Source organism: Stenotrophomonas sp. SI-NJAU-1 (genome assembly GCF_020883215.1).
Classification (GTDB): Bacteria; Pseudomonadota; Gammaproteobacteria; order Xanthomonadales; family Xanthomonadaceae; genus Stenotrophomonas; species Stenotrophomonas indicatrix.
In genome coordinates, this window is record NZ_CP086598.1 from 1,295,450 (window position 1) to 1,314,995 (window position 19,546).

20 protein-coding genes are annotated in these 19,546 nt (G+C 67.2%); 3 read left to right on the top strand and 17 right to left on the bottom strand.

Going from position 1 to position 19,546, the window contains the following annotated elements; genetic code table 11:
• Window positions 1-22: 22 nt before the first annotated feature.
• Window positions 23-916 (bottom strand): LysR family transcriptional regulator ArgP, encoded by an 894-nt coding sequence (locus LMF57_RS05995; protein WP_229291085.1) that lies wholly within the window; start codon window positions 914-916, stop codon window positions 23-25.
• A 104-nt stretch (window positions 917-1,020) separates the two neighbouring features.
• Between LMF57_RS05995 and LMF57_RS06000 the strand changes: the two genes are divergently transcribed.
• Window positions 1,021-1,635, top strand: coding sequence for a LysE/ArgO family amino acid transporter (locus LMF57_RS06000; RefSeq protein ID WP_229291086.1), 615 nt, complete (start codon window positions 1,021-1,023; stop codon window positions 1,633-1,635).
• Here the strand turns inward: LMF57_RS06000 and map are convergent.
• The 15 genes from map to LMF57_RS06075 form a co-directional block, all read right to left on the bottom strand.
• Window positions 1,632-2,414, bottom strand: a complete 783-nt coding sequence (gene map, locus LMF57_RS06005) for a type I methionyl aminopeptidase (RefSeq protein ID WP_025873789.1) — start codon at window positions 2,412-2,414, stop codon at window positions 1,632-1,634. The genes LMF57_RS06000 and map overlap by 4 nt on opposite strands.
• Window positions 2,415-2,424: 10 nt before the next feature.
• Complete coding sequence (locus LMF57_RS06010) at window positions 2,425-2,637, bottom strand: ParD-like family protein (protein ID WP_208081983.1); 213 nt, start codon at window positions 2,635-2,637, stop codon at window positions 2,425-2,427.
• Between the two features lie 67 nt (window positions 2,638-2,704).
• Window positions 2,705-3,064: a VOC family protein gene (locus LMF57_RS06015; protein WP_033830670.1), complete on the bottom strand. Its 360-nt coding sequence runs from the start codon at window positions 3,062-3,064 to the stop codon at window positions 2,705-2,707.
• Between the two features lie 108 nt (window positions 3,065-3,172).
• On the bottom strand, window positions 3,173-4,057 hold the full coding sequence (locus LMF57_RS06020) for an arginase family protein (RefSeq protein WP_229291087.1): 885 nt from the start codon (window positions 4,055-4,057) through the stop codon (window positions 3,173-3,175).
• 3 nt (window positions 4,058-4,060) lie between these two features.
• Complete coding sequence (locus LMF57_RS06025; RefSeq protein WP_229291088.1) at window positions 4,061-5,125, bottom strand: GNAT family N-acetyltransferase; 1,065 nt, start codon at window positions 5,123-5,125, stop codon at window positions 4,061-4,063.
• 32 nt (window positions 5,126-5,157) lie between these two features.
• Window positions 5,158-6,558: an aminotransferase class III-fold pyridoxal phosphate-dependent enzyme gene (locus LMF57_RS06030; protein WP_229291089.1), complete on the bottom strand. Its 1,401-nt coding sequence runs from the start codon at window positions 6,556-6,558 to the stop codon at window positions 5,158-5,160.
• A 48-nt stretch (window positions 6,559-6,606) separates the two neighbouring features.
• On the bottom strand, window positions 6,607-7,293 hold the full coding sequence (locus LMF57_RS06035; protein WP_229291090.1) for an MtnX-like HAD-IB family phosphatase: 687 nt from the start codon (window positions 7,291-7,293) through the stop codon (window positions 6,607-6,609).
• A gap of 162 nt (window positions 7,294-7,455) precedes the next feature.
• Window positions 7,456-8,658, bottom strand: coding sequence for a DegT/DnrJ/EryC1/StrS family aminotransferase (locus LMF57_RS06040; RefSeq protein WP_229291091.1), 1,203 nt, complete (start codon window positions 8,656-8,658; stop codon window positions 7,456-7,458).
• Window positions 8,655-9,053, bottom strand: coding sequence for a DMT family transporter (locus LMF57_RS06045; protein WP_117309849.1), 399 nt, complete (start codon window positions 9,051-9,053; stop codon window positions 8,655-8,657). The genes LMF57_RS06040 and LMF57_RS06045 overlap by 4 nt, the downstream gene beginning before the upstream one ends.
• Window positions 9,050-9,409 (bottom strand): EamA family transporter, encoded by a 360-nt coding sequence (locus LMF57_RS06050; RefSeq protein WP_117309850.1) that lies wholly within the window; start codon window positions 9,407-9,409, stop codon window positions 9,050-9,052. The genes LMF57_RS06045 and LMF57_RS06050 overlap by 4 nt, the downstream gene beginning before the upstream one ends.
• Window position 9,410: 1 nt before the next feature.
• Window positions 9,411-10,247 carry an alpha/beta fold hydrolase gene (locus LMF57_RS06055; protein ID WP_229291092.1) on the bottom strand — a complete coding sequence of 279 codons (837 nt, stop codon included), beginning with the start codon at window positions 10,245-10,247 and terminating at the stop codon, window positions 9,411-9,413.
• 79 nt (window positions 10,248-10,326) lie between these two features.
• A complete protein-coding gene (locus tag LMF57_RS06060; RefSeq protein WP_117309852.1) occupies window positions 10,327-11,706 on the bottom strand; it encodes an ATP-binding protein in 1,380 nt (459 codons plus the stop codon).
• Complete coding sequence (locus LMF57_RS06065) at window positions 11,703-12,374, bottom strand: response regulator (RefSeq protein WP_025873777.1); 672 nt, start codon at window positions 12,372-12,374, stop codon at window positions 11,703-11,705. Before LMF57_RS06065 ends, LMF57_RS06060 begins: the two co-directional genes overlap by 4 nt.
• A 131-nt stretch (window positions 12,375-12,505) precedes the next feature.
• Entirely contained in the window at window positions 12,506-13,639 is a 1,134-nt protein-coding gene (locus LMF57_RS06070; protein WP_229291093.1) for a metallophosphoesterase, read from the bottom strand.
• 65 nt (window positions 13,640-13,704) lie between these two features.
• A complete protein-coding gene (locus tag LMF57_RS06075) occupies window positions 13,705-14,154 on the bottom strand; it encodes a helix-turn-helix domain-containing protein (protein WP_223494591.1) in 450 nt (149 codons plus the stop codon).
• 79 nt (window positions 14,155-14,233) lie between these two features.
• On the opposite strand from LMF57_RS06075, the gene LMF57_RS06080 reads away from it, so the two are divergent.
• A complete protein-coding gene (locus LMF57_RS06080) occupies window positions 14,234-15,415 on the top strand; it encodes an MFS transporter (protein WP_117309854.1) in 1,182 nt (393 codons plus the stop codon).
• A gap of 40 nt (window positions 15,416-15,455) precedes the next feature.
• Here the strand turns inward: LMF57_RS06080 and LMF57_RS06085 are convergent, their stop codons facing one another.
• Window positions 15,456-16,871 (bottom strand): GGDEF domain-containing protein, encoded by a 1,416-nt coding sequence (locus tag LMF57_RS06085; RefSeq protein ID WP_229291094.1) that lies wholly within the window; start codon window positions 16,869-16,871, stop codon window positions 15,456-15,458.
• A gap of 287 nt (window positions 16,872-17,158) precedes the next feature.
• Here LMF57_RS06085 and LMF57_RS06090 point away from each other — a divergent pair, with 287 nt between their 5' ends.
• On the top strand, window positions 17,159-19,405 hold the full coding sequence (locus LMF57_RS06090; RefSeq protein ID WP_229291095.1) for a TonB-dependent siderophore receptor: 2,247 nt from the start codon (window positions 17,159-17,161) through the stop codon (window positions 19,403-19,405).
• The last annotated feature ends 141 nt before the right edge of the window (window positions 19,406-19,546 follow it).

The following is a 19,546-nucleotide window of genomic DNA, read 5'->3' on the forward strand; positions in this document are numbered from 1 at the left end:
GGTGGTCTGGATCATGCTCTTTTCAACGTAGGGTATTGCCCGCGGCGGTACGCAGCGCGTGGGTGATGTGCTGCAAGGTGCTCGAACGCACGGCGGCATGCTGCCAGAACAAGGGTACGTCGAGCCAGCGACGCGGTTCCAGCACCACTATCTGCCCGGCCTCTGCCGCTGGCGTGACCAGGGCCTCCGGCGCCAGGCACCAGCCCAGCCCACGCGCGGCAGCATCGACGAAGCCGGTGGAGGAGGGCAGGTAGTGTACGGGCGGCTGGATTCGCGCGCGGGTGAGCCTGCGCAGGAAACGCCATTGCAGTTCATCCTTGCGGTTGAATACGATCATCGGCGCCGAGGCCAATGCTTCGGCCTGCATGCCCGCGCTGAAGTGGCGGCGCGCAAATGCCGGTGAGGCGATGGCGCGGTAGCGCATCGCGCCCAGCGGATGCACGTTGCAGCCCTTCAGCGGCCTGCGTTCGGCGGTGACCGCGCCAAGCACGCTGCCGGTGCGCAGCAGTTCCAGGGTGTGGTCCTGGTCGTCCATGCGCAGGTCGAACAGGTAGCCGTGGCGCTGGTGCAGCTCGGCGATGGTGGCGACGAACCAGGTGTCCAGCGAATCATCGTTGACCGCCAGCGGAATCGGCGTACGGGTGGCATCGCTGCCGCGTTCCGGCAGCAGTTCGGCAAGCGCTTCGGCCTGCAGTGCCTGCATCGGCCGCACCCGCCGCAGCAGCACTTCGCCGGCAGCGGTAGGCCGGCACGGGGACTGGCGCACCACCAGCACCTGGCCCAGCCGGTCTTCAAGCGCCTTGATCCGTTGCGACAACGCCGACGGGCTGATCGACAGGCGGCGTGCGGCGGCCTCGAAGCTGCCTTCTTCGAGCACGGCGGTGAAGGCGCTCAACTGCGGATGTACCAGGTCCACTCGGTGCCTCTTCAGTTTTTCTGCACAGGATAAAGAAAAACCAGCTGGCCTTAACGAGCCCGTTGGTCGCACCCTGCGCCTCTTCTCAAGGTGGAGAGCGTCGGATGTGGATTGCTGCGGCCTTGGCCGGCCTGTTTTCAGGTGCCGGCCTGATCATCGCCATCGGCGCGCAGAACGCCTTCGTGCTGCGCCAGGGGCTGCAGCGCCGCTACGTGGGCATGGTGGTGCTGGCCTGCATGGGCGCGGACATCGCGCTGATCCTGGCCGGCGTTGGCGGCATGGGGGCGCTGGTGCTGCAGTGGCCGTTGCTGCTGCAGGTGCTGCGCTTCGGCGGGGCCGCCTTCCTGCTGTGCTATGGGCTGCAGGCCGGGCTGCGCGCGTGGCGCGGTGGCAGCGCGCTGGCCGCGGCCGATGCCAGTGGTGGCAGCCGGCGGCAGGTGCTGCTGGCCTGCCTGGGCTTCACCCTGCTCAACCCGCACGTCTACCTGGATACGATGGTGCTGCTGGGCAGCCTGTCCACGCGCTACCCGGCTGACCTGCGCTGGGTGTTCGCAGCGGGCGCCTGCGTGGCCAGCGTGCTCTGGTTCTGCGGGCTGGGGTTCGGCGCACGGTTGCTGCAGCCGGTGTTCCGCAACGCGGCAGCATGGCGGTTGCTGGATGCAGGCGTGGCGGTCTTCATGCTGTGCCTTGCGCTGCTGTTGCTGCTGCGCCCGCTCTAGGCCGCATCCACCGCGCACAACGGGGTTTCGCCGGGGCGCAGGGTCAGCACGCGCACGCCGCTGCCGGTCACGGCCACCGTGTGCTCGAACTGCGCCGACAGCTTGCCGTCGCGGGTATACACCGGCCATTCGTCCGGCTGCTGGCGGATGGCAGGCTTGCCCTGGTTGAGCATCGGCTCGATGGTGAACACCATGCCTTCCTGCAGCTCCATGCCGGTGCCGGCATGGCCGTAATGCAGGATCTGCGGCTCCTCGTGCATCTCCTGGCCGATACCGTGGCCGCAGTACTCCTTGACCACGCTGTAGCCGTGGCTGCGGGCGTGGCGGGCGATGGCGTGGCCGATATCGCCCAGGCGCGCGCCGGGCCGCACGGCGGCGATGCCTTTCCACATGGCCTGGTAGGTCACCTGCACCAGCTTGCGCGCGGCGTAGTCGGCATCACCCACAACATACGTGGTGCTGGAATCGGCAATGTAGCCGTTCTTCTCCAGCGTGATGTCGAGGTTGACGATCTGGCCATTGCGCAGCACGTCATCGGCCGACGGCATGCCGTGGCAGATGACGTTGTCGATCGAGGCATTGAGCACGTACGGGAACCCGTACTGCCCCTTGCTGGCGGGCCGTGCCTGCAGCTCGTCGACGATCATGCGCTCGACGATGTCGTTGATCTCCAGCGTGCTGCGGCCCTGCAGCGGCAGCGCGTCGAGCATGGCGAAGACCTGGGCCAGCAGTCGTCCGGACTCGGCCAAGCGGTCGATCTCGTCGGGGCGCTTGATCATGGCCATCGGCTCAGGCCCGCGCGGGGGCAAGCAGCTGCGGCTGCACACCGGCGGCGCGCAGTTCACTGGCGACGACGTCCTGGAAGCTCAGGGTCGGGTTCATCTCGCACAGCATGCCGACCCGGATCCAGAACGTGGCCTGGGCGTTGATCGAGCGGTTGGAGACGGTGCAGGCACGGCGCAGCTGGTCGTGCAGGGTGTCATCGATGTTGACGATGCCCATGGGCGTTCTCGATTGGGGATATACGAAGCGTATACGAAGCGTATATTTCCGTTCAAGCGCGTGGCATTCAGCCAGCGTCGGTGGCGAAGCGCAGGCGGTTGCCGTCCGGGTCGACGATCAACATCTCGCGGCTTCCCCAGTCGGTATCGTGTGGCGGCTGCTCGATGGGTACTCCCGCAGCGCTGAACGCGCGGTGCAGGCCATCGACGTCGGTGACGATGAAATACACCGCACCGCCCACCTCGCAGTCGCCGGTGTGTTCGGTCAGGAAGATCGTCTGGCCTTCGCGGGTGAGCTGGGCGAACAGCGGGAAGCCGGGTTCGAAGCGGTGCTCCCAGTCGACGAGGAAGCCCAGGCCCTGCACGTAGAAGGGCAGGCTGGTATCGGCATGGCGCATGCGCAGCTGCGGGATGACGGTCTGGGGCATGGCGGCGGCTCCGGGGGCAGACGTCCAGTGTAGTGCCGGCCGCTGGCCGGGTCCGGTAGTTGCCAACCTTGGTTGGCATTGCCGGCCAGCGGCCGGCACTACCCCCGCTCAGCAGGCCATCGGAACGGCGGCCATCGCCGCCAGCAGTTCGCGGTTCACCTGCTGGTGCTGCTGCTGCCATGCCGGCAGATCATCGGCGCTGACGTCGGGTTGTCCATCCAGCGATGACAACCAACGCTTGAAACGGCTCTGGTAGTTGGCAAGTGACACCTCGCCGGTGATGTCGCTGCCCACCATTCCACCGGTGCGCAGGGCCTCGATCACCATCAGCGCGTGTTCAAGCTGGAAGCGGCCCTGGTCCCAGTTGCTTCGCGCGACATCTTCAGCGAACACGTCCTTGTCGATCGACAGGTAGGTTGGCTGAGGGGCCTGCGCCTGTTCGGCGGCGAACGCGGCGACCAGGGCCTCGGGATGGTCGAAGCGGCGGAAGGCATCTGCCATGCCCATGCGGCTGGCCCAGCCCACATCCACATCCATGCACCAGTAGGTCAGCCGCCGCCCCAGCAGCGGCCGCCAGTGGTTCTCCCACGCGTGGCCCAGGCCGATATCGGCGGAGGTGATGCCCAGCACATGCACATGCGATACCTGCGGCAATGCGGCCGCAGCATTGACCCAGGAACCGCAGTGCATGCCGAAGGGAAAGCGCATGTTGTCCGGATGGTTGTCCAGCACCACCAGCTGGAACGGGGCACGCGTGTGCAGGTGCTGCAGCAGCGGCAGGCTGAGATGGTGGAAGTCGCCGCTGCCGAGCATGACCGTGCCGAGCTGTGCCGGCAGCGGCCGAAGAACTTCAGTGGCGAAGCGTGACAGCGTGGCGTTGCGGCAGGCAAAGCGCAGCGGGTCATGCCAGTGCTGCAGCGCAAGCGTGCGTGCCTGCGGCAGTGGCAGGACGCCTCCGTCGAGGTCGAGGATCAGCGGCGGACGCAGGTGCATCGGTCAGCCTCCTCCATCCGGTTCAGCCTGCAGGTGCGGGGCCAGCCTGCGCAGGACGGCGCGCAGCAGCGGCGAACGCGCATGCACCGCGTGTGCGGTGGAGGTGAAGCGGGCACCCAGTTCGGCCTTGATGCGTGAATCGGTCCAGCCGGCAACGTAGTGGGTGAGGCCGTGCTGCAACGCGTATTCCAGGTTGTGCATCCAGCTGACCGAGTACAGGTTGTGGTCGCGCGACTGCGGGTAGGACAGGCCGATGTACTTGTCCACCAGCTTGCCGGCGTGCACGTAGCACAGGTTCCAGCCGATCAGCTCGCCGTTGTGGCGGTAAAGGAACAAACGTCCCTGACCCTGCGTGTCTGCCAGCAGGTGCTGGAAGAAGGGAAGGTCGAGCCGGTCGAAATGCACGGCGCTCTGTGCATACACCTGCAGGTACAGCGCAAACAGTTCGGCCTGCAGCCGCGGTTCGGCAAGGGCAGGGTCACCGGTGGCGATGCAGTCGATCTGCAGGTTGCTGCGTGAGCGCAGTTTGCGCCGGATGTTCTTGCGACGCGTTGCGGACAGGCGTGCCAGATAGGTGTCGATGCAATCGAAATCGATCGCCACCCATGCCAGCGGCATGCCTTCCAGCGGGACGAAACCGCGTGCTTCCAGCGCCTGCAGGAAGGCGTGGCTGTGTGCGTTGGCGGCATCGTCCAGCAAGGGCGAATCGATCGCCAGATCCTTGACCACCAGCAGCCGGCTGTCACCGACGCCATGGCGCAGCACGTCGTCGGCCAGTGCTGTCGCCGACACATGCGCCGGCAGCGGTGTGTACTCGGTGCTGGTGGCACCGATGAACCGCGTCTGCCAGGTCAGCCACGGCCGCCACAGGCGCGACAGCGGCAGCCCCAGCAGGCGCGAGCGCAGTGCATCGTCCAGGGTTGTGGTCAGATCCAATGGCGCACGGAAACTGGGCAGGCCGCTGGGCAGGCGGCTGGCATCGAACCCCAGGGGAGGGTGGGCCAGGAAGCCCTCCAGCAGCGCGGCCGGTTCCAGCGCGGTGCTGGATACACGCGGGATCATGTCCATGCGGGGCACGGGAACCGGCAGCGCATTCCCGCTCAGCCCTTGGCCTTGGTCAGCAGCTGGTCCAGCAGGGTAATCGCCAGGTCGATCTCTTCGTAGCTGATGTTCAACGAGGGCGCGAAGGTGATCACGTTCTTGTACCAGCCACCCACATCGAGCACGAGGCCCATGCGCTTGCCGTCGTGCAGCAGGTCGCCGGCCAGGCCGATGTCGACCATGCGGTCCAGCAGTTCACGGTTCGGGGTGAAGCCATCGGCGGCGCAGATTTCCGCACGCAGTGCCAGGCCGAGGCCATCGACATCGCCGATTTCCGGATGGCGCTTCTGCAGACCGCGCAGGCCGTCGAGGAAGTAGGCCCCCTTCTCCGGCACGGTGCGCTCGTAGTCCATCTCCTTGCCCAGCTTCAGCACCTCCAGGCCCAGGCGCGTGCCCAGCGGATTGGAGTTGAAGGTGGAGTGGGTGGAGCCCGGCGGGAACACGGTCGGGTTGATCAACTCTTCGCGCGCCCACAGGCCCGACAACGGGTTGAGGCCATTGGTCAGCGCCTTGCCGAACACCAGCACGTCGGGGGTGACATCGAAGTGTTCGATGGCCCACAGCTTGCCGGTGCGCCAGAAGCCCATCTGGATCTCGTCGACGACCATCAGGATGCCGTACTTGTCCAGCACGCGCTTGAGGCCCTTGAAGAAGTTGCGCGGCGGAATGACGTAGCCGCCGGTGCCCTGGATCGGCTCGACGTAGAACGCGGCGTACTCGGCCTGGCCGACCTTGGGATCCCACACGCCGTTGTACTCGCTTTCGAACAGGCGCTCGAACTGGTGCACGCAGTGGTCGGAGTACTCGTCCGGGGTCATGCCCTTCGGGCGACGGAACGGATACGGGAACGGGATGAACATCGCGCGTTCACCGAAATGGCCGTAGCGGCGGCGGTAGCGGTAGCTGGAAGTGATCGACGAGGCGCCGAGGGTGCGGCCGTGGTAGCCGCCTTCGAAGGCGAACATCAGGCTCTTGCCGTTGCGCGCGTTGCGGACGATCTTCAGCGAATCCTCCACCGCCTGCGCACCACCCACGTTGAAGTGCACGCGGCCGTCGAGGCCGAACTTCTCGTGCATGTCCACCGCGATGGTCCTGGCCAGCTGCACGCGGGTGGGGTGCAGGTACTGGCTGGCGACCTGCGGCAGGGTCTCGATCTGGTCCTTCAGCGCATTGTTCAGGCGCTGGTTGGCGTAACCGAAGTTGCAGGCCGAGTACCACATCTGCAGATCGAGGTACGGGGTGCCGGCGGCATCGAACATGTAGCTGCCTTCGCAGCGCTGGAAGATCTTCGGCGGATCAACGTAGTGCACGGTGTCGCCGAAGGAGCTGTAGCGGGCTTCATCTGCCAGCAGCTGCGCATCGGTGATGGCGGCATCGGCGTTCTTGTCAAAAATATTCATCGGTTCGGTTCCGGAGAGGGCATTCAAAGGAAGCAACGGGCGGAGCGATCAGACGGTGGCGAGCAGCCGCGGAAGCGAGGGCTGAAGCAGACTGCCGTCGAGCAGGCGCGGCAGCAGCGCAGTAGCGTCGTGGAAGGTGTCGATGGCGGCGTGGGGAATGCCGGCGTCGGTGCAATGGGCAATCAGGCGGCGCTTGGCGAATACGAAATCGGCGTGTTCGGACACGCAGAAATCCGAGGCGCCATCACCGATCATCAGCACGCGGGGAGCTTCGTCAGCACGCGCCTGCGCCGCGCAGGTGCACTTGCAGGTGCCGCTGCGGCAGCCTTCGGCCTGGTACGGAGATTCAAGCTGCCAATGGTCGTTACACCAGCGCAGGTGGTTGGCCACCACAGGCAGCGGCGGCAGGCCGTGGTTGGCGAGGATGCGATGGATTGCGTAGTCCAGGCCGTCGCTGACGATGCGCAGTGGCAGGCCCAGCGCCTGCGCGCGGTTGACGAAGGTGGCGAAGCCGGGATCGATCCGTACCTGGTCCAGGTGTGCATCGAGGGTGGCCGGATCCAGCTTCAGCAGGCGGACCTGGCCCTGCATGCATTCACGCGAACCGATCTCGCCCGAGCGCCACTGGTCTTCCAGCTGTTGCCAACCGGGCTGGCCGAAGTTTTCCAGCAGTGAATCGATGACGTCCTCGAGGCTGATGGTGCCATCGAAGTCACACAGGATGCTCCATTGCATGGGCAGCTCCGTCGATGAAGAGAGGCCTTGGCACGATGCCGGCGACGGGGCCAATGTAGGCAGGCCGTCTTTCTCGTTCCTTTCCACCTGAAAGCCCGCACGGAGGCACTCGGGAAGCGTTCAGCCAGTGAGCGCGAAGCAGGCTTTGCCCGGCTTCAGCCTCTACTGGCCAGCCAGTACCTTCACGATCTCGCAGCTGTCTTCGTGGGTCAGCCAGGGGCTGTTGCCCACGGTCAGGGAGCGGGCGGCGAAGTCGCGGGCATTGGGTACGTCCGCGTCTGCGACGACGCCTCGCAGATAGGCATAGTCCGGCAGGGCGTGGATGAACATGCGGCTGACACCCAGGCCGCGCTGCCACAGCGCGGACAGCGCTTTGTCACGTGCGCGTTCGCTCGGCAGCAGCAGCATCAGCATCGGCCAGGTGCCCTGGGTGTCTGGCATTCCGTCCACCACCTCAACGGCGGGTAGCGACTCCAGCTGCACGCGCAGCTGCAGCGCACGCAGCCGGGCCGCCTGCAGGAAATCGGGCAGGCGCTGTGCTGCGCGTGCACCGACGCTCTGCCGCCAGCGGCTGACGCGATGCTGCGGAATGGCCAACGGAAACACATCACCCACCGCAGCTTCCAGGTCGCCGCGGCGCAGGGCACGCCGCAGCGGATTTCCATACACCAGCGACAGCAGGGAAGGGCGGTAGCAGGCCGCCAGGCCCAGCAGCTGCAGGCTGCGGGTCAGCTCCCAGCGCGGGTTGAAGGGCGTGTGTCGTGCGGCCTGCTCGATCAATGCCGCACGCAGTGCTTCATCACGCGTCAGCAGCAGGCCGCCCTCATGCAGGCTCAGGCCCTTGCCGGCGGCCAGGCTGAAGAAGCCGATATCTCCGCGCAGGCCGACGCTGTTGCCGGCCACGCGTGCACCCAGTGCCTGTGCAGCGTCCTCGATCACCCAGGCACCGACGCGGTGCGCAATGGCGCATGCGCGATCAACGTCGGCGATGCGCCCGCCCAGATGCGTGGGAACGATCGCCAGCGTGCGTGCATCGGCTGCGGCGTGCAGCGCCACCGGGTCGAAATCGAAATGATCGCGGCGGGTATCGCACAGGTGTATGCGCAGGCCGAGGCTGTGCACGGCAATCGCTACCAGCGGACAGGTATAGGCCGGCAGGATCACCGTATCGCGCTGCGGCGCGCGCCTGCGCAGGGTGCGCAGGGCGATCAGCAGGGCATGGGTGCCCGAGCAGGTCAGCTGCAGCGGCGGCGTGCCCAGCTGCTCGGCGAGAATCGTGCACAGGTCGCCGCCGCCGGGAAGGAAATCGCTGGCCTGCAGGGGCAGGCCAGCGGTGGGAGGCAACTCGCGCGACAGCAGGCTCACGGGACCGCTTCGATAACAGCTTGTGGATCATCCGCCTCGGCCCGGCCCAGGCAGATGATGCCGGCCACGATCAGCACCGCACCGATCAGGTGATGCAGCGTCAACGGTTCGTGCAGCAGCCACGCCGACAGCAACAGCACGCTGATCACTTCCAAATGCGAGGCCGCGAACGCAGGGCCGATCGGCGCGTGCCGCAGCAGGCTCATCCAGGTGAAGAACGCGCCGACGTAACCGAGCATCGCGCCGTATACCCAAGGCTGTGACAGCACGCGCAGCAGCCATGCGCTGTTGGCTTCGACCGGCAGCGCGGCGTCGCCGGCGTACTTGAAGCACAGCTGGGCCAGGGTGTCGAAGGCCATCAGCAGCGGGAAGCCGACCAGGTACAGCCGCCTCATGTTCCGGCTCCGACCACGGCAACGCCGGCGCTGACCAGCAGCATGCCGGTCACCCGCAACGGCGTCAGCCGCTCGCGGAACAGGATGCGGCCGGCCACCATCAGCGCGACGATGTTGATCGAGCCGAGCAGCACGCCCTGCGACAACGGCACCAGCGACAGGAAGGCAATCCAGGCGACGAATTCAAGCACATAGCAGGCGATGCCCAGCCACAGCCAGGGACGGCCGAACATGTGTTTCCAGCGCTGCAGGCCTTCGCCATCCTGCGGCTCGCTGGCGGCCGCCTTGAAGGCCAACTGGCCGCCGGTGTCGAGCACCACGTTGACCAGCCACAGCAGGGTGGCAAGCGATCCCATCTCAGGCGACCGCCTGCAGCACGCCCGCACGTTCACCGATGTCGCTGAAGAAGCGCGCGCTGCGGCGGATCACCTCGCGGCGTTCGCGATCGATGGTGATCATGTGGTAGCTGTCTTCCAGCACCACCAGTTCGGTCGGTCCGCTGACGCGCGAGATCACCAGTTCGGCATTGCCCATGCTGGCCACATCGTCCTCGCGGGCATGCATCACCAGGCAGGGTGCCGTGACCTGGTGCAGGTGACGCCGTGTCCAGGCGCTCAGTGCACGCATTTCGGCCAATGCATGCCACGGGTTGCCTGGCAGGCCGGCAGCGGCACTGTCACCAGAGAGCATGGCGGCGCTGACCTGCGCACGCAGGCGCTCGTCGCGCAGGCCGTACGGCGGCTCTTCCATGAACATGCGGTCGCGGCCGATGCCCAGGCGCTTGAACCACGGCAACAGGAACGAGAAGCGTGCGACCGCCGGAATGTTCCAGCCGTCGTAGCGGAAGGTGGCGCCGTACACCCCCACGCCGGAGACCCAGTCCGGCCGCCGCGCGGCCAGCGCCAGCGCCAGCACCGCCCCCATCGACAGGCCGCCGACGAACAGCTGGTCGACCTTGCCACGCAGGTCCGCCGCCGCATCTTCCACGCCCTGGTACCACTGTTCCCAACGGGTCTGCAGCAGGTCTTCGACGCTGCCGCAGTGACCCGGCAACTGCACGCCATGCACGCTGAAGCCCGCGTTGTTCAGCCCTTTGCCCAGCATGCGCATTTCGGCGGGCGTGCCGGTCAGGCCATGGATCAGCATGACACCCTGCGGGCCACCGGGAAGAAAGAACTCATGGGATGCAGGCACCAGTCGGCTCCAGCGCGGCAGTCGGGAAGGTCAGCATCGCAAGCGCGATTTTCGGCAACCTTTCAACGGTCCGTCTGGATCAAGGGCCCTTCAGCAACGGTATGGTGATGGACACCTTCAGGCCACCGCCGGGGCGGTTGAGGTAGCCCAGGCGTCCGCCCAGGTGTTCGACGGCCTCATGGGCGATGGCCAAGCCCAGGCCGGTACCGCTGGCGGCAGTGCCGGGCGCGCGGAAGAAGCGTTCCCCCAGCCGCGACATCACGTCCTCGGGCACGCCCGGGCCGTTGTCTTCGACGTACAGCTCGACATCGTTGTCGTCCAGGGCCTGCACACCGACGGTGACGGTCGCATCCGCGCCGGCGTAGCGCAGGGCGTTGTCGATCAGATTGTCCAGCGCCTCGTGCAGCAGTGCGCCGTTGCCCAGTATCCGTACCGGCTGCTGCGGACCCAGGTAGCCCAGGTCGATGCCATCGCGGATCGCTTCGGGCACGCGCATGCCCACCCATTGCGGCACCAGCTCGGATACATCCAGCGCCTCCACCGTCTCCGGCACGGTCTGTGCCCGGCTCAACGCCAGCAGCTGGGTGCTGACGCGTGCAGTGCGCTGGTTGAGCCGGCGGATGTTCTGCAGCGCTTCGCGCACGGTCTCTGGATCGCCGTGCGCCAGTGCCTGGTCCACGTGCAGTGCCATGCCCGCCAGCGGCGAGCGCAACTGGTGGGCGGCATCGGCAATGAAGCGGTTCTGCAGCGTGATCATTTCCGCCTGCCGCGCGAACAGGCCATCGATGGTGCTGATCAAGGGCTGGATTTCCTCGGGCACGTCGGCATCGGAAATCGGTGCCAGCTCGCCGCGGCGCTGGGCCAAGCGCGAGGTCAACGGGGTCAGGATACGCAGGCCGTGGGTGACGCCGAACCAGACCAGCGCGGCCATTCCCAGCGCCAGCATGGCCATCAGCGGAATGACGATCATCAGGATTTCGCGCGCACGCTGGCGACGGTCGGCCATGCTTTCGGCCACGGTCACCGCCAGCTGGTCCTGCGGATCGTTCATCGCCTGGGTGCAGACCGTCGACATGCGCACCTGCTGGCCGTTCAACTCGCCTTCGTACAGCGCCGGGTGCGTGCCGCTGCAGTCCTGCGAGGGCGCATAGGCACTGAAATCGGCGTTGCCGGCAATGGTGCCCAAGCGGCTGCTGTCGACGTTGAAGTAGCGGTGACCGTCAGGGTCGTACTCGATGAGAAAACGTGCCTGCGGGGACAGGTCGCTGCTGACCGGCATCGTGCTGAGCATCTGTGCGAACGACACAGTGTCATCGGTCAGGTTGCGGTCGTGGATGCGGTTGGAGTAGTGCAGCGCGATGTAGTAGGCCAGCAGCGTATTGAAGGTCAGCAGACCCAGCATCGGCAGCGCCAGGAAGGCGAGCAGGCGCCGGCGCAGGCTGGGCGGTCCGCTGATCACGCGCTGGCGTCTTCCAGCATGTAGCCCAGCCCGCGCACCGTGCGGATGCCCATGCCGCCCGGCTGCAGCTTGCGGCGCAGGCGGTGCAGGGCGATGTCCAGGCCATTGTCGGTCAGGTCCTGGCCCCAGTCGCACAGGGCCTCCACCAGCTGCGCGCGCGAGACGATGCGCTCGGCACGCACCGCCAGGGCGGACAGCAGGCCGAACTCGCGCGCGGTCAGTTCCAGCGTCTGCTCGTCTATCCACACACGGTGACCGGTCAGGTCCAGGCGCAGCCGGCCGATGCGCAGGTCGGGGTTGCCGTTGCTGGTGACCCGGCGCAGCTGCGCGCGCACGCGTGCTTCGAATTCGTCCAGGGCGAAGGGCTTGACCAGGTAGTCGTCGGCTCCCAGGTCGAGCACCCGCACGCGCTCGGCCAGGCCATCGCGTGCGGTGACCACCAGCACGGCCAGGCCATCGCCGCGCTGGCGCAACCGCTGCAGCACATCGCGGCCGTCCAGCTGCGGCAGGCCCAGGTCCAGCACCAGCAGCGCGTACTGGGTGGAGTTCAGGGCTGCATCGGCATGCGCGCCGTTGTCCACGTGGTCGACCACGTGCCCCTGCCGGCGCATCGAGGCGCACAGGCCAGAGGCGATGTCCGGGTCGTCTTCTGCGATGAGTACGCGCATGCGCGGGGCTCCTGGGGGCGGATGGGCCGCCCGCTGGACAGGGCGGGCCTCTCGGCTGCCGAGGGTAGCGGCAAACGGGGGGGAGGTGGCAGGCGTGGGCGGCCTGGGCGCACCCGGCGCTGGCCCTTCGTTCAGTCCTGCAGGCCGGGCTCGCCCTTGGCCAGCGGCACCCGCGTTCCGTCCAGCAGGCCACGGCTGAGCTTGCCGTCCTCGATGAACAGCAGTTCGCCGTTCTCGCCATTCTTGATGCTGCTGTCGATGGCAATCACGCGGCCGTCGTGGAAGCTGCTGACGTGCGGCATCGAGGTGTGGCCGACCACGATGCGCTTGAGCTGGAGACGGTCGAGCACCGCCTGCACGCCCTGGCTGTCCAGGCGCCCGTCGAAGTAGCCGCGGTACCAGATCGGGCTGGTCTTGCCGTCGTACAACGGTGCGGTGGCGGGGTCCGCCTTCACCTCGGCCTTGGGAATGCCCAGCGAGGCCTGGTAGGCGGCATTGGTGCGGGCCGGGTCCACTGCCATCTGCACCGCGTCGGGCGAGATGCCGCCATGCAGGAACAGGGTATCGCCGATCTGCAGCAGCACCGGCCGCGTGCGCAGCCACTGGCCGATCACCGAGTCGGCAGCATACAGCTGCGGGTAGCTGCGACCGAGCAGCTGCGCGCTGCGCAGGTACTTCGGGTTGACGTACCGCAGGTCGTCGTACAGCACCATGGTCTCGTGGTTGCCGAGCACGAAATGCACCGCGCCACCGGCGGCGGCGGCCTGCTGCTGCAGGCCATACAGCAGCCAGAACGCTTCGGTCACCTGCGGGCCGCGATCGAACACGTCGCCGGCGATCACCAGCGTACCCGTGCCCAGTGCCCAACGGTCCTGCGTGTCGATCACCCGGTTGGCGCGCAGCAGGCGGACCAGCAGCGCGTACTGGCCGTGGATGTCGGACACGGCGACGATGCGCGGCACGGCCGGCAGCACCGATGCCGACGGCGCGTTCGGCGGCAGCACTTGCACCGCATGCGGGTAGCCGCAGCGCGCGGCAACCTCAGTGCCATCGGTGCCGGCCTGCACGCTGTGGGTTTCCACCTGGTCCTGGCAGATCCACTGCGCTTTCAGCTGCGCGCCCTCACGGAACAGGTAAGGGCCGTCGCTGTCCACGTGCTCTGCAGGTGCTGCCACGTCGCGGGCAGAGACCGGTGGTGCGGCCAGCAGCAGGACCAGTGGCAGCAGGATCGACAGGGTTCGGGCGCGGTTCGGCATCGGCGGCATCCAGCGGCAGGAGACGAGCGATGCTACCCGCCCACGGACGCCACCGGTGTGCGTGAACGGGCGGATCAGGCCCGGCCGCCTTCCCCCTTGAGCTTGCGCACGCGGGTATCGGCGGCGCGCACGGGCTGGCCGTCACGGCCATGGGGTTGCATGTAGGGCAGTGGCCGGCGACTGCTGGATTCGATCAGTTGCGAGTGTGCTTCGCCAGCAGCGAAGCAATGCCGTTCTCCCCATTGGCGCAGGGCCACCAGCAGCGGGAACAGGTCCTGGCCGGCCGCGGTCAGCACATAGTCCTGGTAGGCGCTGCCATCGGCGGCGGGCTGCTGCACCAGCAGCCCCGCCTCGACCAGGCGCCGCAGGCGGTCGCTGAGGATGTTGCGCGCCGCGCCCAGGCTGCGCTGGAAATCGCCAAAGCGACTGACGCCATCGAAGGCATCGCGGATGACCAGCAACGCCCAGCGGTCGCCGAGCAGATCGGCGCTGCGGGCCACGGGGCAGGGGCTGTTGGCGTGCATGGCGGACTCCCTCGATTGTGGTTGCAGTTTAAAACCAGTGGCGCTACCGTGCACCTGGTTTCAAAATGCAACCAAACTGATGATGCCTTCGCTGTCCCGCCCCGTGTTGGGCCTGCTCGCCATTGCTGCCGGTGCCAGCGTGGCCAATGTCTATTTCGCGCAGCCGCTGCTGGAGCGCCTGGCCCACGATTTCGCCCTGGATGCCGCCGTGGCCGGTGCAGTGCTGGCTGCCACCCAGGCCGGCAGCGTGCTGGCCCTGCTCGGGCTGCTGCCGTTGGCCGACCGTGGCGACCGCCGTCGGCTGCTGCGGGTGCAACTGCTGGCGCTGGTGGTGGCGCTGCTATGGCTGGCCGCCGCCCGCAGCACCGCGTGGTTGCTGTCGGGCATGCTGCTGGCGGGTCTGCTGGGTACCGCGCTCACCCAGGGGCTGATCGCCTACGCCGCCAACCTCGCTGCACCGGAGCAACGCGGGCGGGTGGTCGGCATGGTCCAGGGCGGCGTGTTCATCGGCCTCCTGTCGGCACGCGTGGTCTCAGGTGCGGTAGCCGCCGTAGCGGGATGGCGTGCGGTGTACCTGCTGTCGGCATTGCTGATGGCGGCGCTGGCACTGCTGCTGTGGCGGCGTCTGCCGCACGTGCCGGTGCCCGCAATGCCGCCGTCGTGGCGCAACCTGCTGCGTTCGATGGCCGATATGCTGCGGCAGGATCGCGCGCTGCGCGAACGCGGGCCGCTGGCATTGTTCCTGTTTGCCGGTCTCAACGTGTTCTGGGCTGCGGTGCCACTGCCGTTGTCGGCGCCGCCGTTGAACTGGTCGACCGCCGCCATCGGCGCGCTGGGCCTGGCCGGCATCATCGGCGCACTGCTGGCAGCGCGGGTCGGGCATTGGATGGATCGTGGCCTTGCCCACCGGGTGAGCCTTGGGGCGCTGCTGCTGATGCTGGTCGCCTGGGTGCCGTTGCTTGGCCTGCCGTACTCGCTGGCCCTGTTGCTGCTGGGCGTAGTGGTGCTGGATCTGGGCGGGCAGGCGTTGCATGTGTCCAACCAGGCCCTGCTGCTGCGTGCACCGGCCGAACAGCATGGACGCCTGGTGGCGCTGTACATGCTGTTCTATGCCGTGGGCAGCGGTGTGGGGGCTGCAGCGGGCACCTGGACGCAGGCGCGCCATGGGTGGCCGGCGGTGTGCGCGCTGGGCGCGGGCATCGCGCTGCTGGCACTGACGTGGTGGGCGACGTGGCGCATACCGCGCAAGGACGCTGCGTAGCGTCGAGACCGCCCGGCGCCACGTCACGCGCGCTGCAGGCTCAACGTTGCAGCGCGCGTCGTCCCGGAGCTTCCGGCAGTGCGTCGTCGGCCACCACCACCCGGTTGCGGCCCTGTCGCTTGGCGGCATACATCGCCGCGTCGGCGCGCGCCATCAGCCGCTCGTAATCGGGATGACCATCGTGTCCGGCCACGCCGATGCTCGCGGTCAGCGCCAGCGTCTGTCCATCGGGCAGGGTGATCGGCGACTGCGCGATCTGCCGGCGCAGGCTTTCGGCGATCACCTCCGCCTGCGACTCGCTTGCCGCCACCAGCACCACCACGAACTCCTCGCCGCCGTAGCGGAACAGGTAGTCGCTGCCACGGGTCTGCTGGCCGAGCAGGGCGGCAACGTGCTGCAGCGCACGGTCGCCGGCGTCATGACCGTGGCCATCGTTGATCGCCTTGAAATGGTCCAGGTCCAGCAACAGCAGCGAGAACGGCGTGTGGTTGCGCGTGGACAACTCGATCTCGCGGCGCAGCACGGTCGGCAGGAAGCGCCGGTTGAGCAGGTTGGTCAACGCATCGCTGCCCGCATCCAGTTCACCGATGCGTTCGAACAGCAGGGTCATCAGATTGCGGATGGTGGCCAGGTCTTCGCGGATCATCGGCAGGGCGGTCAGCCGTCGTGCCGGATCTTCATCGGTGGCGCGCTGCAGCCGGCTGTCGATGCGTGCCATCAGCTGGCCCACCTGCTGCGTCTCGCTGCTTTCGCCGAAGCTGGGAATGCCCTTGTGGGTGAACCACAGGCCGAATTCCGAGCTCGCCAGACTGGCGTTGTCGGCACCGGTCGCATGGCCGGCGAGGGTGTACAGCAGGCTGTTTTCCCAATCCAGCAGCAGGGCGCGCTGGCGCTCGCGCTCGGTGCTGACGTTCTGCACCAGCGAGAACAGCCGGTACGCCGCATCGGTGCGCGAAGAGCGCTCACGGGCGTGTGTATAGGCCAGCGTCATGCCTTCCATGGCGATGTCCATGATCGCGCTGAGGCAATCGATGGCGGCGAAGGCGGTGTCGTTGTCAGCGGCATCGGCGCGCAGGCGGATGAACAGCTCGTGCTTGAGCACGCGCGCACCGCGGGCCACCAGGTCCACCGGAATGCCGACCCGTGCGTGCACATCGCCGATCACCCGTTGTGCGGCGACGGTCGCGGCAATGCCATCCGCATCGGTGGTCAGCAGCTGGGCCAGCCAACGCTGCATCGCCGGTTGCAGGCGCTGCTTGACCTGTTCGTGGGACAGGAAGCGGCGCGCACGCGTGTCCTGCAGCAGCACTTCGTAGAAGCGCTGCGCCAGCGTCGGCGGTGCATCGGCGGCCACGGCATGCAGCAGCGCGGCGGCGGCGGGGCCGGCCAGCAGCAGACACTGCTGCCAGGCCTGGGCCAGCGGTTGGCTGGCTTCGTCCAGTTGGGGTGTATCCACGTCGATCTCTAACGGCGCACAACAGACCACGGTATCGGCCGCGGCTGTCGACGGTTGATGGCAGGGAAGCCGGCCAGTTTAAGCGCCATGCAGGCCGAAAAACGCGGATGAAGCACATGCCGGCCGATGCCGCAATGCGTTGGCGCATTTGAGAATCACTCGCATTTATGAAAAAATGAAGGCAGGAACCGGCATGCGGGCATCCCGCAGTGATCGTTCCGCCTCCCCCGTCGCCGCCTCGTGCCCTATGCCAGAGGCTTCCGCTGCCCTGCCAGAAGGTCCAGAACATGCCTGCAAACACTCTTTCACCGCGCCCGCTGGCGCTTGCCGTCGCAGCACTGCTGGCCACCGCTGCCGTCACCGCCCATGCGGAAACCGATGCCACCGATATCGACACCGTGCATGTCACTGCCTCGCAGATCGCGCGGCAGGCGCTGGGCACTTCCACCATCACCGCCGAGGACATCGCCAAGCGGCCGCCGGTCAACGACATCGCCGAACTGCTGCGGACGATGCCCGGCGTCAATCTGACCGGCAACAGTGCATCGGGCCAGTACGGCAACAACCGGCAGATCGATCTGCGCGGCATGGGGCCGGAAAACACCCTGATCCTGATCGACGGCAAGCGCGTGGGTGCACGCGACGCGGTGCGCATGGGCCGCAGTGGCGAGCGCAACACGCGCGGCGATACCAACTGGGTGCCGGCGGAAATGATCGAACGCATCGAAGTGCTGCGTGGCCCGGCGGCGGCACGCTATGGCTCGGGTGCCTCCGGTGGCGTGGTCAACATCATCACCAAGCGCCCGACCGGCGACCTGACCGGTGCGGTTGACCTGTACGGCCTGGTGCCCGAACACAGTGCCGAGGGCGGCAGCGAGCGCCTCGGCCTGCAGCTGAGCGGGCCGATGACCGACACGCTGTCGTTCCGGTTGTACGGCAACCTCAACAGGACCGATGCCGATTCGCTGGATCTCAACCGCGACTTCGCCACCGGCGCCAATGCGGTACCGCCGGCGGGCCGCGAAGGCGTCAAGAACCGCGACGTCAACGCGCTGCTGCGTTGGGACGTGACCGCCAACCAGGTGGTCGAGTTCGAGGCCGGTACCAGCCGCCAGGGCAACATCTATGCCGGCGATCGTGCGGTCAGTACCACTGGTACCTCCACCGGTGTCGACCTGGCCGCGCTGGCCGAGCAGCAGGCCGAGACCAACCGCATGTATCGCACCACCGGCGCGATCACCCATCGCGGACGCTGGGGCGATGTCAGCTCGCGGCTGACCGCAGCGGTGGAAGGGGTCAACAATTCGCGCATCAACGAAGGCCTGGCCGGTGGCCCGGAAGGCAGCTTCAATGGCGCCGACTGGTCGACCTCGCGCCTGCGCAACTACCAGCTGGACGGCGAGGTCAGCTTCCCGACCACCCTCGGCGGTGCCGAGAACGTGTGGACGCTGGGCTTCGAATACCTCGACAGCCGGCTGACCGATCCCTATTCGATGAGCCAGTCCAGCAGCAGCGGTGGTGGTATTCCGGGCCTTTCGGCCGATCGTGCACGCGGCAAGGCCGATGCACAGACCACCGCCGTCTACGTGGAAGACAACATCTACCTCGGCGAGCGCTGGATCGTGACCCCGGGCCTGCGTTTCGACCATCACAGCCAGTTCGGCAACAACACCAGTCCGAGCCTCAACGCGCAGTTCCGGCTCAACAGTGACTGGGTGGTCAAGGGCGGCATCGCACGCGCCTTCAAGGCGCCGAACCTGTACCAGTCCAACCCGGACTATCTGTATTACACCCGTGGCAACGGCTGCCCGAACGCGTTGCCGAGCCTGGGCGCCGGTTGCTACATGCAGGGCAATGCGGATCTCAAGGCAGAGACCAGCCTTAACAAGGAACTGGGCGTGGAGTGGGCACCGCAGAGCGGCTGGCAGGCCTCGTTGACCTATTTCCACAATGACTACAAGGACAAGATCCAGGCCGGCTACACCCAGATCGGCCTGACGGCCGACCGCAAGGGCCGCATCTTCCGCTGGGAGAACGCACCCAAGGCCATCGTGCAGGGGCTCGAGGGCAACCTGGTGATCCCGCTGCTGGGCGAGCAGGGTGACCGCCTGAAGTGGAGCAACAACTTCACCTACATGGTGGAGAACGAAAACAAGAGCACCGGCCAGCCGCTGTCGGTGATTCCCAAGTACACCGTCAACACCATGCTGGACTGGCAGGCCACCGAGCAGCTGTCGCTGCTGCTGACCGGCACCTTCTACGGCAAGCAGGAACCGGCCACGGCCAACATCAACAACGATCCGCGCTGCACCGCCAACTGCGATGCGTCCACCGTGCTGCAGACCCGCGGCGCGTACAACGTCTGGGGCGTGAGCGCGCGCTACAAGGTGACCGACACGGTCAGCGTGGGCTTCGGCGTCAACAACCTGGCCGACAAGCGCCTGTTCCGCGAGGCCAACAGCAGTGACGCCGGTGCGGCGACCTACAACGAGCCCGGCCGCGCGTACTGGGCCAGCCTGCGTTTCGGCTTCTGATCGCGCGCGGCTGCTGTTCGGCTACGCCCGCCAGGCATGGCCTGGCGCTACCCGGTAGCGCCGGGCCATGCCCGGCGAAGGTATCGGTGGCCTGCAATGTTATAAACACCGTGATAGTTTCCCGACACCCGCCGGCGTAGC

Coding starts and splice junctions, on each gene's coding strand:
- LMF57_RS06080 (WP_117309854.1), top strand. CDS start 14,234: ATGATGCCTTCGCTGTCCCGCCCCGTGTTGGGCCTGCTCGCCATTGCT.
- LMF57_RS06045 (WP_117309849.1), bottom strand. CDS start 9,053: ATGAGGCGGCTGTACCTGGTCGGCTTCCCGCTGCTGATGGCCTTCGAC.
- LMF57_RS06025 (WP_229291088.1), bottom strand. CDS start 5,125: ATGGACATGATCCCGCGTGTATCCAGCACCGCGCTGGAACCGGCCGCG.
- LMF57_RS06000 (WP_229291086.1), top strand. CDS start 1,021: ATGTGGATTGCTGCGGCCTTGGCCGGCCTGTTTTCAGGTGCCGGCCTG.
- LMF57_RS06010 (WP_208081983.1), bottom strand. CDS start 2,637: ATGGGCATCGTCAACATCGATGACACCCTGCACGACCAGCTGCGCCGT.
- LMF57_RS06075 (WP_223494591.1), bottom strand. CDS start 14,154: ATGCACGCCAACAGCCCCTGCCCCGTGGCCCGCAGCGCCGATCTGCTC.
- map (WP_025873789.1), bottom strand. CDS start 2,414: ATGATCAAGCGCCCCGACGAGATCGACCGCTTGGCCGAGTCCGGACGA.
- LMF57_RS06090 (WP_229291095.1), top strand. CDS start 17,159: ATGCCTGCAAACACTCTTTCACCGCGCCCGCTGGCGCTTGCCGTCGCA.
- LMF57_RS06065 (WP_025873777.1), bottom strand. CDS start 12,374: ATGCGCGTACTCATCGCAGAAGACGACCCGGACATCGCCTCTGGCCTG.
- LMF57_RS06020 (WP_229291087.1), bottom strand. CDS start 4,057: ATGCACCTGCGTCCGCCGCTGATCCTCGACCTCGACGGAGGCGTCCTG.
- LMF57_RS06015 (WP_033830670.1), bottom strand. CDS start 3,064: ATGCCCCAGACCGTCATCCCGCAGCTGCGCATGCGCCATGCCGATACC.
- LMF57_RS06050 (WP_117309850.1), bottom strand. CDS start 9,409: ATGGGATCGCTTGCCACCCTGCTGTGGCTGGTCAACGTGGTGCTCGAC.
- LMF57_RS06030 (WP_229291089.1), bottom strand. CDS start 6,558: ATGAATATTTTTGACAAGAACGCCGATGCCGCCATCACCGATGCGCAG.
- LMF57_RS06035 (WP_229291090.1), bottom strand. CDS start 7,293: ATGCAATGGAGCATCCTGTGTGACTTCGATGGCACCATCAGCCTCGAG.
- LMF57_RS06070 (WP_229291093.1), bottom strand. CDS start 13,639: ATGCCGCCGATGCCGAACCGCGCCCGAACCCTGTCGATCCTGCTGCCA.